We start from the raw sequence: 15,603 nt of genomic DNA on the forward strand, positions 1-15,603 counted from the left end.
GTGCGAATATGGGCTGAAAATTGAACCATCCAGCGCGCTGATCGTAGAGTGCGGCTACCTCTCGAGCGGTCTCCGCGGGAATGGAGTCCGGTTGCCCGGCGGCGAGGGCGAGAAGCTGTGCCTGGCACGAGCGTTCGAGTGCGATGAACCACCACGCGGCCTCGTCGACCGTTGCGCCGACCGTCAGGATGCCATGGTTCTTGAGGATCGCGGCGCGATTCGTACCCAAATTCGCTGCGAGGGAGCGACCTTCGCCGTCATCGAGCGCGACGCCGTTGTACTGCTCGAAGACGGAGTGCCTCTCGTAGAAGGCGCATGCATCCTGGGTGATCGGATCCAACTTTCGACCGAACGCGGACCACGTCTTTCCGTGCAGAGAGTGGCTGTGCGCGACGCCGACGACATCGGGTCTGGCATCGTGCACACTGGAATGTATCGTGATTGCTGCTGGATTGACGGGACCTGTGCCCTCGACCAACTTTCCGGCCGCATCGATTAGACATAGGTCTGATGCGCGGATCTGGCTGAAGGGCATACCCCAGGGGTTGACCCAAAGGTGGTCGAGGTATTCGGGGTCGCGGGCGGTGATATGCCCGGTAACTCCGTCGTCGAGGCCGAACCTACTGAAAATCCTGAAGGCTGCGGCCAGGCGAATCTTCCTATGATTTCTCTCCTCATCGGGTGAAAGGAATGTGGGCGGAGTTGGCAGGTCAAGAGTATGCATTATCGGCTACTCCAGGGGGAGGTGATCGGCGTCGTAGATGGCCTTGATGAAGGTTAATATCGGGATATGAGCGATGAATCGATTAGCGCCGAGGGGGGAAGCGGGTGTTGGTAGAGAGCACTCGCATTCCGGAAACAGAGCTTCTCGATCGTGTCGCGGGGTAGTGATTTCATGTCTCGACTGAAGAGTTCTTGCGAATCAGGCCACGAGGAGTCGGCATGCGGGTAGTCGGTCTCGACCATGACTTTCTCGGCGCCGATGATGTCGAGCATCCGGAATGCCGCTGGATCTTCGATCGACGTAAACCAGAAGTTTCGTCGCAGGATGTCGACCGGGTCCGGGTCTGACGTGCTCCATGTCTCCGAGCTGGCCGCCTGCCTGTACGAACGCGTGAGTCGCTCGATGATCATCGGCACCCAGGAGACGCCGGATTCGGACAGTACGATCTTCAGCTTCGGAAAACGCAGTGGGATCCGGGAGAAGATCCAATCAACTACTGCCTGTATGGCGTTCAACGGGAAGAGTGCGACTGTGACATCCGCAGGCGATGCCGCACTCGGTTGGCAGATCGATCCCGAGGACCCCACGTGCAAATTGACTACGGTCTCGGTCTCTTCGCATGCGCGAAAGAAGGGGTCCCAGTACTCGGAGTAGAGAGACGGGAGCCCCAATCCCTCGGGGTTCTCCGAGAATGTTACTGACTGGAAACCGCGGTCCTTGTTGTTCTTGATCTCCAGTGCGGCCACCTCAGGGTCAAGGAGCCACGGCAATTGACATGAGATGAATCTGTCGGGATACGCGCCGCACCATTCCTCGAGCATCCAGTCGTTGTAGGCCCGAACGGAGGCGAGACCGACCTCGCGATCACGCATTCCGCTCAACCGTTTGCCGGCAAATCCCCAGACGAAGGATGGAAAGTTGAGAGATGCGTATACCCCGTTGAGGTCCATATCCCTGACTCGCGAATGGACGTCCCACACACCGGGCCGGAAGTCTTCGTACTTTTGAGGCGCCAGGCTCCATTCTTCGATGGGCCGACCGACTGCCCCGCACATTGTGAGGCGCATGGGGATTCGGTCCTCATCAATGTGCCAATACGGGATGCCATCCTGGTCGGGGACAACTGCTGGTACAAGGTCGCGATACCGCGAGCTTGTACGACTGGTGAAGATATCTGCGGGCTCGAGAACATGATCGTCCACTGAGATGAGAGGGCACCATAATTCCCGAGGGTCGGGGTCTGGTAGAAATGTCGGCTCTGACCGAACGAGCCCTCTTCCCTGACTTTCGACATCCGGGTTGTGGATATCAAGCGCCATTACTGACTCCATTCGATCGACATTTCGCTCGGAGATGCTTCGGACCAGTTTTCTCATTCGCTTGGGCGGTACGGAGTGTGTGAACCCCATCACGTTGCCCTAACGATTGGAAGGTATACGACCGTCATCAGGCTGTCAACGGATTCTGTTGTTCACGAGGACATTCGGGCTACGGCAAGATTCGACACGCAGGAGCCCAGCATTCCAGTCGGACACCCCCGAGTCGGAGAAGGTCCGCGGCAACTTACCCCCACCGCAACACGGTCACTCCGATTCCGGGCGAATCTCGGCACCGACCGCGCTGCAAGAATTCGGTGACTCAGGTCGCGCACCTCGGGGCGACGCGCCCGGTCCGGGCAAGGGATCATGTCAGTCCGGGAAGGTCTCATTCAGAACTGAAACCGGTCCGCTTCGGTGGTGCATCCAACACTGCGACGAGACGTGACGCGTCCAAGTTGTACCCAGTCGTCGTGGGTACTTGTTCGGGATGTGCACCCGTTGACGTGGGCCGCAGGGTCAGGGTTGGCGCTTCGGGCTGTCTTATCACTGAAATCTGCACGATCAGCCAACGGGCGCTGTGGTGTCACCAACCGGGTCGTGGAGCAAAGGAGCTGCGCTGCGTGCATAGCGGGGCGTCTCGTGGGGATGGTGCGTTGCTGAACAGGTGAGGGGCGTCCGCTGCGACAGGAGGCGGCGTCGGCGCGGGTCATGGCACGAAGCTATTGACCTTACGATCGGAAGGTAATAGATTCTGCAATCTGAGGTCGGTTCGGTGATCGGAACCTAGGACCGAGGCAGTTGCGCCGCACGGCGCATGGTTTGAATGCGTACGCGAGGAGTGGTGACCCCCATGGGCTTCGGTTCCGTTGGCACCAAGCAACTATCGAATGTGATCATCCGGTTCGCCGGTGACTCCGGCGACGGTATCCAGCTGATCGGTGACAGATTCACGGGGGAGACGGCCTTCTTCGGGAACGATCTGTCTACCCTGCGGGACTTCCCTGCCGAAATTCGGGCACCTGCGGGAACCCTCGCCGGGGTGTCGTCGTTCCAGTTGCAGTTCGCGGACCACGGCATCGATACGGCCGGGGATACACCGGATGTCCTGGTCGCTATGAATCCGGCGGCGTTGAAGGCGAATATCGGAGACCTCGAGGCCGGGGCTGAGATCATCGTCGACAGCGACCAGTTCAGGCGGCGAAGCCTCAAACGGCTCGGATACGAAACCAACCCGCTCGAAGACGGCTCGTTGGACGGGTATCGCCTGCACGCCGTTCCGCTGACGTCGATCACCATCGAAGCACTCCGCGACTTCCCGATCAGCACGAAGGAGGCCGCACGAGCGAAGAACATGTTCGCGCTCGGCCTGCTCTGCTGGATGTACGACCGCCCTACCGACTCGACCGTCGAGTACTTGCGCCGCAGGTTCGGCAAGCGCGCGGAGATCGCCGACGCCAACATCGCTGCGTTCCAGGCGGGGTATGGATTCGGTGACACGACTGAGACGTTCGCGACTCGATACGAGGTGCGTCCCGCGCGCATGCTGGATGGTCTCTACCGCAACGTCTCTGGGAATCTGGCACTCTGTTACGGGCTTCTCGCGGGAACTCAGAAGGCGGGTATTCCGCTGTTCCTGGGGGCCTATCCCATCACGCCGGCATCCGACCTGTTGCACGAACTCGCCCGCCACAAGGACCACGGGGTGCGCACCTTCCAGGCCGAGGACGAGATCGYCGGCATCGCGGCGGCGATCGGCGCCTCGTTCGGTGGGCATCTCGGGGTGACCTCCACGAGCGGTCCCGGCATGTCCCTCAAGGCCGAGGCGCTCGGCCTGGCGATCGCGCTGGAACTGCCGCTGGTGGTGTGCAACGTACAGCGGGCAGGGCCGTCGACCGGGATGCCGACGAAGACCGAGCAGGCGGACCTGTTGCAGGCGATGTTCGGCCGCAACGGCGAATCACCCGTCCCGATTCTCGCGCCCCGCTCACCCTCGGACTGCTTCGACATGGCGTACGAGGCCGTCCGGATCGCGACCAAATACCGCACGCCGGTTGTGCTGCTGTCGGATGCACACCTGGCGAACGGCTCGGAGCCGTGGCGGTTGCCCGACCTGGACCAGCTTCCCGACATCGGGGTTCGATTTACGACCGAGCCGAATCGCGACGGCCAGTTCTGGCCGTATCTCAGGGACCCGCAGACGCTGGCGAGGCCGTGGACCGTGCCGGGGACACCCGGTCTCGAGCACCGCATCGGCGGGCTGGAGAAGCTCGACGGCCGGGGAACCATCTCCTCGGACCCGGACAACCACGAGGCGATGGTGCGGGTCCGGGCGGCCAAGATCGCGGGCATCGCGGCCGATGTGCCACCCCTCGAGGTTGATGACCCGGGTGATCGGGCGGAGGTCCTCGTGCTCGGTTGGGGATCGACCCACGGTGCGATCTGCTCGGCCGTGCGTGATGTTCGCGGACGCGGCGGAGATGTCGCGCAGGCCCACCTGCGTCACCTGAATCCTTTCCCGGCCAACACCGCAGAGGTCCTGGGCCGGTACCGCACGGTGCTCGTCCCGGAACTCAATCTCGGTCAGCTTCGCATGCTGCTCAAGGCCTTCTTCGACGTCCACACCGTCGGATACAACCGCGTCCGCGGCCTGCCGTTCACCTCGGCGGAACTCGCCGCGCAGATCGAGGAGCTGATCTGAGATGTTCGACAACCTCATCACCCACGAAATGCCGATGTCGGAGGCGACCCCGGTCCCCGCTGTCTCCGGTGCTCTGACGGCGGAGGACTTCCAGACCGACCAGGAGGCGCGGTGGTGTCCCGGGTGCGGGGATTACGCGATTCTGGCGGCTGTTCAGGGATTACTGCCGGAGCTCGGGCTGGCCCGCGAGAACATGGTCTTCATCTCGGGGATCGGTTGCTCGTCGAGGTTCCCCTACTACCTCAACACCTACGGCATGCACTCCATTCATGGTCGCGCCCCCGCCATCGCGACTGGCCTGGCGATGTCACGTCCTGATCTGTCCGTGTGGGTCGTCACCGGTGACGGCGATGCCCTGTCCATCGGTGGAAACCACCTGATCCACACACTTCGGCGGAACGTGAATCTGAAGATTCTGCTGTTCAACAACCAGATTTACGGCCTGACCAAGGGCCAGTACTCGCCGACGAGCGAGGCGGGCAAGGTCACCAAGTCGACGCCGGTCGGGTCGGTGGACCGGCCGCTCAACCCGATCTCGCTGGCGTTGGGAGCGGAGGCGACCTTCGTCGCGCGCACACTCGACTCCGACCGCACCCATCTCACCGGTGTCCTGCGGGCCGCCGCGCAGCACCGGGGAACGGCGCTGGTCGAGATCTTGCAGAACTGCAACATCTTCAACGACGGCGCCTTCGACCCGCTGAAGAATCCCGACACCAGGGGTGAGACCACCGTCCGGCTGCAGCACGGCGAACCGATGCTGTTCGGGACAACGACCAGAAAGGGCCTGCGAGCCGGCCCCCGCGGCGGACTGGAAATCGTGGCACTCGATGACGTGGATTCCGGCTCGGTGCTGGTTCACGATGTCCACGAAAACGATTCGTCGATGGCCTTCATGCTCTCGCGTCTCGGCGACCGACCCGACGGCGTCACGCCGCTCGGCATCTTCCGGGATGTGGCCCGTCCCGCCTACGACGATCTGGTCAACAAACAGATCGTCGATGCACGCGCCGACGGCCGCGCACCCGATCTGTCCACGGTCATCGCCGGACACGACACGTGGCTGGTGGGTCCGCCGCACGACTAGGTCGCCGGCCTGAAGGTCATTGTGATCGACCTTCGGGTGAATCAGATATCTGTCAGCACTAACTAGGGAGCAAGAATTGATCATCGATCAGGTAGGCGTCGTCGGTGGCGGCCTCATGGGAACAGGCATCGCACGCGTCTGCGCGCTCGCAGGGGCCGACGTTGTGATCTGCGAGGCAGATTCCGACAAGGCAGCGGCGGCACGCGCACGAACCGAGAGCTCGCTCCGCCGCGCGGTGGCGGGCGGCAAGATCACCGACACCGACTGCACCGGGGCGCTGTCCCGGCTCCGCTTCACGGGCACGCTCGAGGAACTCGCAGACCGCGAACTGGTCATCGAGGCCATCGTCGAGGACGAGACCGTCAAGCGCGAATTGTTCGCCGCGCTCGACAAGGTGGTGACCGGTCCCACCGCCGTCCTCGCCTCCAACACGTCCTCCATCTCGATCACCAAGTTGGCGGCGGCGACCACGCGCCCCGAACGTGTCGTCGGGTTGCACTTCTTCAATCCGGTGCCCGCGCTGCGCCTCGTCGAGCTGGTACCCACGCTGCATACGGACGCCGCGACGATCGATCGTATCGAGCGTTTTGCCACCGATGACCTGCGCAAGCTGGTGATCCGTTCCCAGGACCGGGCAGGGTTCGTCGTCAACGCGCTGCTGACGCCATATCTGCTCTCCGCCGTGCGGATGCTCGAGGCAGGCTTCGCCTCGGCCGCGGATATCGACCAGGGCATGGTGGAGGGTTGCGCCCACCCCGTCGGTCCCTTGTCACTCGCCGACTTCGTCGGCCTCGACATCCTGCTGGCGGCGTCGAACTCGATGTATGAGGAGTTCCGGGACCCCCAATTCGCGCCGCCGCCGCTGCTGCTGCGCATGGTCGAGTCCGGGCTCCTCGGCGAAAAGACCGGACGCGGCTTCTTCACCTACGCGCAATGACCGGACCCGAAGGAACGCCCATGCCCGAGAACACTCCGCCGCTGAGTGTGGCGCCGAACGTGCGGTGGTCGCTGTCCGATTCGACTGCGGCCGGTGCCGCGGTCACGGTGGCCCCCAACCTGATGTGGTCGTTGCGCCGAGCGGCGGGGCTGCACGGCGCCTCGGTCTCGGTGGTCGACGGCGACACCCGGCTCAGTTACCCCGAGCTGCTGTCCTGGTGCGATCGCCTGGCGTCGGGATTGGCGCGGCGCGGGGCGGGGCGGGGCGACCGGATCGCGATCCTCGGGGCCAACAGCGCGGCGTATCTGGCCGCCTATTTCGGGGTGCCCGCCGCCGGGTACGTCCTGGTCCCGCTCAATGCGCGGCTGGCGGATGCGGAACTGCTGAAGGTGGTGCAGGACTGCGAGCCGGCTGTCCTGGTCGCCGACGAGGCGCATCAGGCCCGCGCGGAAGCGCTTGCCCGGTCCGCCGGAACCGGTGCGATCGGTTTCGAGGAGCTGCTCGCGCACCCGGCCGACGAAACCGTCGCGGACCGCGATGCGGAGCCGAGCTCGACCGATCTGGCCGCGATCTTCTATACCGGCGGCACGACCGGACGCGCCAAGGGTGCCATGCTCACCCACGGCAACCTCGCCGCGAACGCACTGCACATGATCGCCGGGCTCGGTTACGCGGTCGACGACGTCTATCTGCACTGCTCGCCGATGTTCCACCTCGGCGACGGGATGTCGACCTACCCGATGACCTGGGCCGGGGGACGGCATGTGGTGATTCCCCGTTTCGATCCGGAGTCCGTGGTGGGCGCCATCGAGACCGAACGGGTCACCTGCACCTTCCTGGTACCGACGATGCTCACCCTGCTGCTCGAGTATCTCGACAGGATGGACCGAGTCCCCGACCTCTCGTCGCTGCGGCTCGTGGTGCACGGGGGCGCGCCCATTTCGCCCGCGCTCCTCGACCGCGCCATGGCGCGGCTGGGGTGCTCGTTCACCCAGTCGTATGGCATGACGGAGGCGGGACCGATTCTGAGCTTCCTGCCGAATGAAGACCGCCTGCTCGGCGCCGAGGTCCTGCGTTCGGCCGGCCGGCCGGTCGTGGGCGTCGAGGTGCGGGTGGTCCGGCCGGACGGCACCGACTGCGCGGTCGGGGAGATCGGCGAGATCGTCGGCCGCGGACCGAACTTCGCCGTCGGTTACTGGCGGCAGCCCGAGGTCACCAGGGAACGGTTCCGGGACGGCTGGTATTGGTCGGGGGACCTGGCGTACCGCGACGAGGACTTCTACCTCTACATCGTCGGCCGGGCGGGGGACGCCATCATCAGCGGCGGCGAGAACGTCTACGCCGCCGAGGTCGAAGCAGCGCTCGACCGCCACCGGGACGTCGTCGAGGCCGCGGTCATCGCCGTCCCGTCACCACAATGGGGTGAGCAGGTACACGCCGCCGTCGTGCTCCGCCGGGGAGCGACCGCGACCGAGGCCGACCTCGACCGGCACTGCCGCGAGCTGATCGCCGGCTACAAGATCCCCCGCTCGTATGAATTCCACACCCAGCTGCCTCGCACCGGGCCCGGCAAGATCGACAAATTGGCTTTGCGTCGTCCGCACTGGGCAGCGCACGAAAGGGATGTGTCATGACCAGCTCGAACAAGGGGCCAGAACGGGTCGCGCTCGTCACGGGTGCCTCCCGCGGAATCGGAGCCGCCTCGGCGCTGCGCCTGGCCGCACAGGGATACCGCGTCGCGGTGAACTTCGCCAGGTCGAAGCCCGACGCCGAGGCGATCGTGAAGCAGATCATCGCGAACGGGGGCCGAGCCGCCGCAATTCAGGCGGATATCTCGGAGGAGGGCGCGGGGGAGGACCTCGTCCGCGAAACCGACCGCCGATTGGGCCCGCCGCTGGTCGTGGTCAACAACGCCGGGGTCCAACATTCCCGGGCGATGATCACACAGACCCCGGACGAGTTCGATCAGATGCTGTCCACGAACGTCCGTGGCGCCTGGTCGGTCACCCGGGCGGCCCTGCCGTCCATGTACGACGCCAATTGGGGGCGTGTGGTCTTCATCAGCTCGGTACTGGGAGCCACCGGCGGCCCGGGCGACACGGGATACGGCGCCTCGAAGGCCGCGCTGCTGGCCATGTCGAAGAGCTTGGCGTTCGAGGTGTCTCGGCGGGGCATCACCTCCAACGCGGTGCTGCCCGGAACGATCCTCACGGACATCGTCGGTGACGTCGATCCGGCGGTGCTCGAGGCCAACATCGCGGCAATTGCGGCGCGCCGCGGGKGAGAACCCGACGAGGTCGCCGCCGTGGTCGCGTTCCTCTGTTCGGAGGACGCCTCCTACGTGAGCGGTGCAGAAGTCGTGGTCCACGGCGGCGGCTGGGTCACCCTACCCCCATCAAAATGAGCTGTGTGACAGTGGTATTAGAACAGCGGAGGTAAGCGCAATGCAATATGGACTCGGACTGTATACCGGGCAGGTGCCGCCGGATGAGGACATCAGCTTCCATGATGAGTACGCCCGGATCATCGAACAGGCGAAACTGGCCGAAGAAGTCGGCCTCGACTCGATCTGGTTGAGCGAGCACCACGGGGCCGCTGATGGCTACCTGCCGTCGCTGCTGCCGATCGCGGCGGCGATCCTCGCCTCGACGACACGGCTGACGGTGGGAACCGCGGTCCTGCTGGCTCCTTTCCACAACCCGCTCCGGCTGGCCGAGGACGTCGCGGTCCTCGACCAGCTGTCGGGGGGCCGCTTCATTCTCGGCATGGGAACGGGATGGCGGCGCACCGAGTTCCGGGCCTTCGGCGCCGACATGGCCACCCGCGGCAAGGCACTGGAGGAAACGGCCCAGATTCTCCGGCTCGCCTGGCAGGGCGAGCGATTCGGATTCGACGGTCGGGTGCACCAGATCGACAGCGCTGTCGTCAGGCCGGAGCCGTTCACGCCCGGCGGTCCGCCGATCTGGCTCGGCGGCACCGGACCCCGGGCACTCGAACGTGCCGGGCGCCTCGGCGACGGCTTCTTCGGAGTATCCGCGCCCTTCGATTCCGCCATGTCGTCGTTCTCTCGGGTGCTGGACTCGGCGCCGGAGGAGAAGCGCACGTCCTTCTCGTTCGGTCAGCTGCGATCGGGCTTTATCGCCGACGATCCGGAACTCGGCTGGAAGATCGCCGGGAAAGGGATGACCTACACCCAGGACGTGCACGCCCGATGGGCCGCCGAGGAAGCCGGGGCACCGGTCGAGCCCGACGCGAACCTCTCGTCCGAGGATGCCGTGCGCCGGTACAACCTCATCGGCACCCCGGACGAGGTCACGGCGGCCCTGCGGCCCTACCAACAGCGCTTCGCCGGCCGAACCGACTCCCACCTCTGCTTCCGGCTCTACCATCCCTACATGCCGCACGACGCGGTGCTCGACGCCATTCAGACGTTCGGTAGGGTAATAGTTCCCGACCTGCGCACCCCGGCGGGTCAGGGTCCGCGGCTGGATTGATCGCGGGGCCACGCCGACCCACCGGAGGGAAGCCCATGCCACCCAAGCGCTCCGCCGAGCGGCATGCCGAGGTGCTCGACGCCGCCATCGAACTGATCCGCCAGAAGGGCATCGACGGCACCAGCCTGCAGGACATTGCCGATGCGGTCGGGATCAAGAAGGGCAGTTTGAATACCTACTTCTCCTCCAAGGAGGAGCTGGTCGAGCTGATCCAGGCGCGGTTCACCGACGTGGCGGAGCAGGAGCTCGCCAAGATCGCGGAGCGCAGCGACCTCACGCCGGACCAGCGGCTCCGCGAGCTTCTCTACTTCCATGCCGAGCACTGCACCCTGCGGGTGTCGTCCCCGGTGCTGGTCGGCTTCATGCAGCTGTGGACATCACCGTCCTCGCCGAACGGTCGTCATCAGCCCGCGGTGGTGCGTGAGTATCAGCGAACCTTCGAAGATGTTGTGGCCCAGTGCTCACGCAAGCGCATCTTCCGTAAGGCCGATCCGGAGCTGGTGGTGAACGGACTCATGGGCAGCATGAGCTGGTGCGCATTCTGGTACAACGAGGACCAGCACGGACCGCTGCGGCCGCTGGTCGACAAGATCATCGACATGACCTTCGAAGGACTACGCACTCGACCGCGGGCTTCCGGCGGAGCGAAGGAGCGGGCGGCGAACTGACGCCCGCTCCTTCCCCGTCACCTATCAGCGCTTGGACAGCCGGGCCCCGGCGTCGAGGCGGATGACCTCTCCGTTGAGCATTTCGTTGGCGACGATCGCGCACGCCAGCTCGGCGAACTCGGCCGGCCTGCCCAGGCGTGACGGGTAGGCGACCGACGACGTGAGCTGATCCTGCAACGCTGCGGGCAGGTCCGTGGTCAGCGTGGTCTCGAACGCTCCGGGTGCGATTGTGGCGCACCGGATTCCGTACTGTGCCAGTTCCCTCGCCGCCGGCAGTGTCATGCCGATGACACCTGATTTGGACGCCGCATAGGCCAGCTGACCCTGTTGCCCCTCATAGGCGGCGATGCTCGCCGTCGTGACGATCACGCCACTCTCCCCGCCCGGCCGCTGATTGCTGCTCATCCGCCATGCCGCCGCGCGCAAGACGTGAAATGTGCCGATCAGGTTCACATCGATCACCGCTGCGAACCGAGCGGGATCGACCGGTCCGTCCTTGCCGATCAGGCGGAAGCCGCCGGCAATGCCGGCGCAATGCACGACGATGTCCACCCGACCAAAGGTCGATACCGCGGTGTCGAACGCGGCGTCGACTTCGTCGGCGGAGCCGACGTTCGCGGCGAGTGGTAGCCACGTCGCGCTCGGCGCGCCCGGTGGCGCCRCCAGGTCCACCGCGGCAACCCGAGCGCCACGCTGCGAGAGCATCGCTGCGGTGGCTCGGCCCAACCCTGCGCCGGCGCCGGTGACCACGGCTACTGCTCCGGAAATCTGCATTGCTACCTCCTGTGTGTGATGGACCCGCATCCGCGGGGTGGGTGCGAGACATGGCTGGATGTCGATGTGATCCGGGTCTTGATTTAGGCCCTAGAGCGCGTTACCCTTCCAATCGACAGGATAACAGTTCGGCCCCTGGTTGAAGCCATCACATCCGTGAAAGTGCTTAGTCACGAGGCTGATTCAGCACGCCGGATCGCGGCGTGGACGAGTGGAGGACCCGCATGCTGTCGCATGACGACAATGAACTCCTGACCCGAGTAGAGGACGCAGCGCCGATGGGCGCGTACCTCCGCGAGTACTGGACGCCCGCGGTCCGCTCGGAGCGGCTGGTCGCCGACGGAGCCCCCGTGAAGGTCCGGCTGTTCGGGGAGAACTTCGTGGCCTTCCGCGCCACGGACGGAACAGTGGGATTCCTGGATGAGGCGTGTCCGCACCGCGGGGCCTCGCTGGCACTGGCCCGAAACGAAGACTGTGCGCTGCGGTGCATCTATCACGGCTGGAAGATCGACGTCTCGGGCACGGTCGTGGAGGTGCCGTCCGAGCCCGCGGAGCGACTGGCGGACATGGCCGACAAGATCGCGGTCGGCAAGTACCCCTCGAGGGAGGCCGGCGGGGTGCTCTGGGTGTATCTCGGATCGCACGACGATCCGCCGCCCTTCCCCCGGTTCCCGTTCGCCGACGTGCCGGCCGACCACGTCCGAGCCCTGGCCGCGGAGACGAATTGCAACTGGCTGCAGGCGGTCGAGGGCACGCTGGACTCCTCGCACGTGTCGATCCTTCACCAGTCCTGGTTGGGTCAGAGCAGCGGCAGCCTGGGGGAGACGGCGGAAGACTCGGCGCCGCGCTACGAATCCGACGAGACCGGCTACGGCATCCGATTCGCCGCCATCCGGCACGCGGGCGCGGACCGGATGCACGTGCGGGTGACCGAATTCGTCATGCCGTGGACGGCCTACATCCCGACCGGCGACGAGGACCGAATCGCGATCATCGGCACACCGATCGACGACGAACACTCCCGGCAGTGGTTCATCCGGTGGAACGATGACCATCCGCTCACCGAGGACACCGATACCCACTTCTGGTACCACGACCTGACGGTGGCGCCCGACGACTTCGCCGCCCTGACACGAGGCAAGGACAACTGGGGACAAGACCGCGCCCTCATGTCCGAGGGACACTTCTCCGGGTTCACCAACCTGGTCCTCGAGGATGTCGCGATCCAGGAGAGTCAGGGCCCGATCGTCGACCGATCCCGGGAGAAGCTCGGCACCAGTGACATCGCGGTGGTCAAGACCCGCCGACTGCTGCTCAATTCCGTTCGCTCCCACCAGCAGGGCGGGGAGGTCTTCGGGCACCAGGATCCGCTCGCAAGGCCCGACTCGGCCGGCGTGGCGATGACCCTCGCGCCGACCGATGACTGGCGCGCCGTCGCAACATCCGAGGCTCGATATGTCTGACCCGGGAGGCACCAAGTTCGCCGACTGGCAGGCGATCCGCGAGCTGACGGCGACCTACAACCGCTGTTTCGACAAGTCCGACGCTGCCGGTTGGGCCGGAACATTCCTGGAGTCGGGCAGGTTGGAGATCATCGACCAGGAGGTCACCTACACCGGGCGTGATCAGTTGTCGGAGTTCTGTCGGTCCAGAGGTTGGGGAATCCTGCACATGACCCTCGATCCCGAGGTGACCGTCGACGGCGATCACGCCGAACAGCGGTGCAACCTCCTGATGTTCCGCCGGTACGAAAGCCAGGAACGACCAACACTTCTGGCGACCGGCCGGTACTCGGATCGACTGGTCCGGACCTCGAACGGTTGGCGCTTCGCGGTCCGACAGGTTCAGTTGGACACCCGTCTCGGGGCCCGCGAGGAGGTGTCTCCATGAGCACCGACGCGCACAGCACCATGGGCTGCACGATCGACGACTCGGTGGAAACAGCGGCCGACGTCGTGGTGTTCGGTTCCGGCGCAGCAGGGCTGGCAGCCGCGGTGACGGCCGCCGCCGCCGGACGCACGGTACACCTGTTCGAGAAGGCCGCGGCGGTCGGCGGCACCACCGCGAAATCCGGCGGCGTCTACTGGGTTCCCGACAACCACCTGATGCGTGAGCGCGGCATCGACGACCCGCAGGCCCGGGCCGTGGCCTACATGGCGCGAGTGAGCGCCCCTGACCGGTACTCGACCGAGGACCCCCTGCTCGGGCTGACCACTTGGGAGCACGACCTCCTCACGGGCTACTACGGGCTCGCTTCCGAGGCCGTGCAATTCCTGGACGACATCGGTGCACTCCGCTCGACAATCGAGATGGCTCTACGCTTCCCCGATTATCACATGAGCCTGCCCGAGCAAGGGGGCGTGTACGGCCGTGCGCTGTGTCCCGCGGATGAGCAGAACCGCCCGGGCAACGGTGGCGATCTCATTGCGCAACTGACGGCCGCCGCGACACGCTCGGGGGTCCGGATCACGACCCGCCACGCGTTCACGGATCTGGTGGTCGAGGACGGACGGGTTGCCGGTGCGGTGGTCCGCGACCTCGAGACCGGGCGGCAGTTCCGTGTCCGGGCGCGGCTCGGTGTGGTGCTCGCCGTCGGCGGATTCACCCACCACCCAGGGCACAGATCGAGGCATCTACCGGCGCGAGTATGGGGCGGCTGCGCCGCCGGGGGCAACACCGGCGACGCTTTGCACCCCCTGGCGGCCCTCGACATTCCCCTCCACAACATGGACTGCGCCTGGTGGGACCAGGTCGCCATCGAACACACCCTCGCCGGCACAACAGAAACCCGCGCGGGGATGTGGGTGGCCCCGGGCGATTCGTCGCTGATCGTGGATCTCGCCGGTCACCGCGTCGTCAACGAGAAGCTCTTCTACAGCGACCGGGCCAAGGTTCATATCGGCGCGGGCTCGCCCGAGCTGTTGGTGCTGCTCTTCGACGAGCGGACGCAGCAGTTGTTTTCGATGGAGCAGTTCGCCTACCCACTGGCGCTGCCCGGCGAATCGACCACCCACCTCGTGTCGGGTGATAGCTGGGAGCAGCTGTCGGCGAACCTCGAGGTGCGGCTGCGGTCGCTGCGTGCAGCCACCGGCGGTGCGCGGCTGAGCGGCGATTTCGGGTCGAACCTGGCCGCCACCATCGCCCGGTTCAACATGTCGGCGAGCGCCGGGGTCGACGCCGAGCACGGCCGCGGCACCGAGCCGATCGAGGTGTTCTTCACCGGTGAGCCGCGTGCGGGTGGCGGCCCGAACCCGGTGATGGCGCCGCTCAGCGCGGACGGGCCGTTCCACGCCGTCCTGGTCGGGCTCGGGACCCTCGACACCAAAGGCGGCCCGCGCACCACAGTCGACGGCCAGGTGCTCGGGGTGGGCGGCGTCCCGGTCGACGGACTCTACGCGGTGGGGAACTGCGCCGCGTCGCCGTCGAATGACGGCTATTGGGCGGCCGGCGCGACGATCGGCCCGGCCCTGGCGTTCGGCTACGGCGCCGGCCGGCACCTCGCGGCGCGCTCCGCGGCCGGGACGCACTCACAGGAGCAAGGAGTGACGCCGTGACCTTCATCATCGGTGCCCCGTGCGTGGATGTGATGGATCGGTCCTGCCTGCAGGAATGTCCGGTCGACTGCATCTACGAGGGCGAACGCAAGCTGTACATCAACCCCGCCGAATGCATCGACTGCGGTGCCTGCGAACCGGCGTGCCCGGTGGAAGCGATCGCCTCCGAACGGGACAAGGACGAGGACTTCGAACCCTTCGTCGCCGACGCGGTCGAGTTCTTCCAGACCGTGCTGCCCGGCCGCGAACAACCCATCGGCTCACCGGGCGGCGCCCGAACCATCGGGCCCATCGCCGCGGACAGCAGCTACGTGCGCGCGATGCCCACCACCGGATCCACCCCGTAACTGC

Annotated in this window: 14 protein-coding genes; 11 read left to right on the top strand and 3 right to left on the bottom strand. The window is 65.7% G+C overall.

The window, feature by feature from the left end:
- Together AC1DWT_RS38895 and AC1DWT_RS38900 are read right to left on the bottom strand one after the other, a co-directional pair.
- A partial coding sequence (locus AC1DWT_RS38895) for a class II aldolase/adducin family protein (RefSeq protein ID WP_477924704.1) occupies positions 1-724 on the bottom strand: 724 nt, incomplete at its 3' end.
- Positions 725-777: 53 nt separating this feature from the next.
- Positions 778-2,055, bottom strand: a complete 1,278-nt coding sequence (locus AC1DWT_RS38900) for an amidohydrolase family protein (protein ID WP_206015749.1) — start codon at positions 2,053-2,055, stop codon at positions 778-780.
- An 811-nt stretch (positions 2,056-2,866) separates the two neighbouring features.
- Between AC1DWT_RS38900 and AC1DWT_RS38905 the strand changes: the two genes are divergently transcribed.
- From AC1DWT_RS38905 to AC1DWT_RS38935, 7 genes are all read left to right on the top strand, one after another.
- Positions 2,867-4,741 (top strand): 2-oxoacid:acceptor oxidoreductase subunit alpha, encoded by a 1,875-nt coding sequence (locus AC1DWT_RS38905; RefSeq protein ID WP_477924706.1) that lies wholly within the window; start codon positions 2,867-2,869, stop codon positions 4,739-4,741.
- A 1-nt stretch (position 4,742) separates the two neighbouring features.
- A complete protein-coding gene (locus AC1DWT_RS38910; protein WP_206015751.1) occupies positions 4,743-5,825 on the top strand; it encodes a 2-oxoacid:ferredoxin oxidoreductase subunit beta in 1,083 nt (360 codons plus the stop codon).
- A gap of 76 nt (positions 5,826-5,901) precedes the next feature.
- Complete coding sequence (locus AC1DWT_RS38915) at positions 5,902-6,762, top strand: 3-hydroxybutyryl-CoA dehydrogenase (protein WP_259376051.1); 861 nt, start codon at positions 5,902-5,904, stop codon at positions 6,760-6,762.
- A 20-nt stretch (positions 6,763-6,782) separates the two neighbouring features.
- The gene (locus tag AC1DWT_RS38920; protein WP_206015752.1) at positions 6,783-8,396 is read left to right on the top strand and encodes a class I adenylate-forming enzyme family protein; all 1,614 of its coding nucleotides are present in this window, start codon (positions 6,783-6,785) and stop codon (positions 8,394-8,396) included.
- Positions 8,393-9,166 carry an SDR family NAD(P)-dependent oxidoreductase gene (locus AC1DWT_RS38925; protein WP_477924708.1) on the top strand — a complete coding sequence of 258 codons (774 nt, stop codon included), beginning with the start codon at positions 8,393-8,395 and terminating at the stop codon, positions 9,164-9,166. The genes AC1DWT_RS38920 and AC1DWT_RS38925 overlap by 4 nt, the downstream gene beginning before the upstream one ends.
- A 40-nt stretch (positions 9,167-9,206) precedes the next feature.
- A complete protein-coding gene (locus AC1DWT_RS38930; RefSeq protein WP_206015754.1) occupies positions 9,207-10,256 on the top strand; it encodes an LLM class flavin-dependent oxidoreductase in 1,050 nt (349 codons plus the stop codon).
- Between the two features lie 35 nt (positions 10,257-10,291).
- On the top strand, positions 10,292-10,924 hold the full coding sequence (locus AC1DWT_RS38935; protein WP_206015755.1) for a TetR/AcrR family transcriptional regulator: 633 nt from the start codon (positions 10,292-10,294) through the stop codon (positions 10,922-10,924).
- Between the two features lie 24 nt (positions 10,925-10,948).
- Here AC1DWT_RS38935 and AC1DWT_RS38940 read toward each other — a convergent pair whose 3' ends face one another.
- Positions 10,949-11,728 carry an SDR family NAD(P)-dependent oxidoreductase gene (locus AC1DWT_RS38940; RefSeq protein ID WP_477924711.1) on the bottom strand — a complete coding sequence of 260 codons (780 nt, stop codon included), beginning with the start codon at positions 11,726-11,728 and terminating at the stop codon, positions 10,949-10,951.
- A 194-nt stretch (positions 11,729-11,922) separates the two neighbouring features.
- Here AC1DWT_RS38940 and AC1DWT_RS38945 point away from each other — a divergent pair, with 194 nt between their 5' ends.
- The 4 genes from AC1DWT_RS38945 to fdxA are packed head-to-tail and all read left to right on the top strand — an operon-like array spanning position 11,923 to position 15,599.
- Positions 11,923-13,161: a Rieske 2Fe-2S domain-containing protein gene (locus AC1DWT_RS38945; RefSeq protein ID WP_206015757.1), complete on the top strand. Its 1,239-nt coding sequence runs from the start codon at positions 11,923-11,925 to the stop codon at positions 13,159-13,161.
- The gene (locus AC1DWT_RS38950; protein WP_206015758.1) at positions 13,154-13,588 is read left to right on the top strand and encodes a nuclear transport factor 2 family protein; all 435 of its coding nucleotides are present in this window, start codon (positions 13,154-13,156) and stop codon (positions 13,586-13,588) included. Before AC1DWT_RS38945 ends, AC1DWT_RS38950 begins: the two co-directional genes overlap by 8 nt.
- Positions 13,585-15,252, top strand: coding sequence for an FAD-dependent oxidoreductase (locus tag AC1DWT_RS38955; protein ID WP_206015759.1), 1,668 nt, complete (start codon positions 13,585-13,587; stop codon positions 15,250-15,252). Before AC1DWT_RS38950 ends, AC1DWT_RS38955 begins: the two co-directional genes overlap by 4 nt.
- A complete protein-coding gene (gene fdxA, locus AC1DWT_RS38960) occupies positions 15,249-15,599 on the top strand; it encodes a ferredoxin (protein WP_206015760.1) in 351 nt (116 codons plus the stop codon). The genes AC1DWT_RS38955 and fdxA overlap by 4 nt, the downstream gene beginning before the upstream one ends.
- Positions 15,600-15,603: the final 4 nt, after the last annotated feature.

This window comes from Rhodococcus sp. P4_B6 (assembly GCF_056402215.1).

Excerpts from the sequence above, each read along its gene's own strand:
- AC1DWT_RS38900 (WP_206015749.1), bottom strand. The coding sequence starts at position 2,055 with ATGGAGTCAGTAATGGCGCTTGATATCCACAACCCGGATGTCGAAAGT.
- AC1DWT_RS38910 (WP_206015751.1), top strand. The coding sequence starts at position 4,743 with ATGTTCGACAACCTCATCACCCACGAAATGCCGATGTCGGAGGCGACC.
- AC1DWT_RS38920 (WP_206015752.1), top strand. The coding sequence starts at position 6,783 with ATGCCCGAGAACACTCCGCCGCTGAGTGTGGCGCCGAACGTGCGGTGG.
- AC1DWT_RS38930 (WP_206015754.1), top strand. The coding sequence starts at position 9,207 with ATGCAATATGGACTCGGACTGTATACCGGGCAGGTGCCGCCGGATGAG.
- AC1DWT_RS38935 (WP_206015755.1), top strand. The coding sequence starts at position 10,292 with ATGCCACCCAAGCGCTCCGCCGAGCGGCATGCCGAGGTGCTCGACGCC.
- AC1DWT_RS38945 (WP_206015757.1), top strand. The coding sequence starts at position 11,923 with ATGCTGTCGCATGACGACAATGAACTCCTGACCCGAGTAGAGGACGCA.
- AC1DWT_RS38950 (WP_206015758.1), top strand. The coding sequence starts at position 13,154 with ATGTCTGACCCGGGAGGCACCAAGTTCGCCGACTGGCAGGCGATCCGC.
- AC1DWT_RS38955 (WP_206015759.1), top strand. The coding sequence starts at position 13,585 with ATGAGCACCGACGCGCACAGCACCATGGGCTGCACGATCGACGACTCG.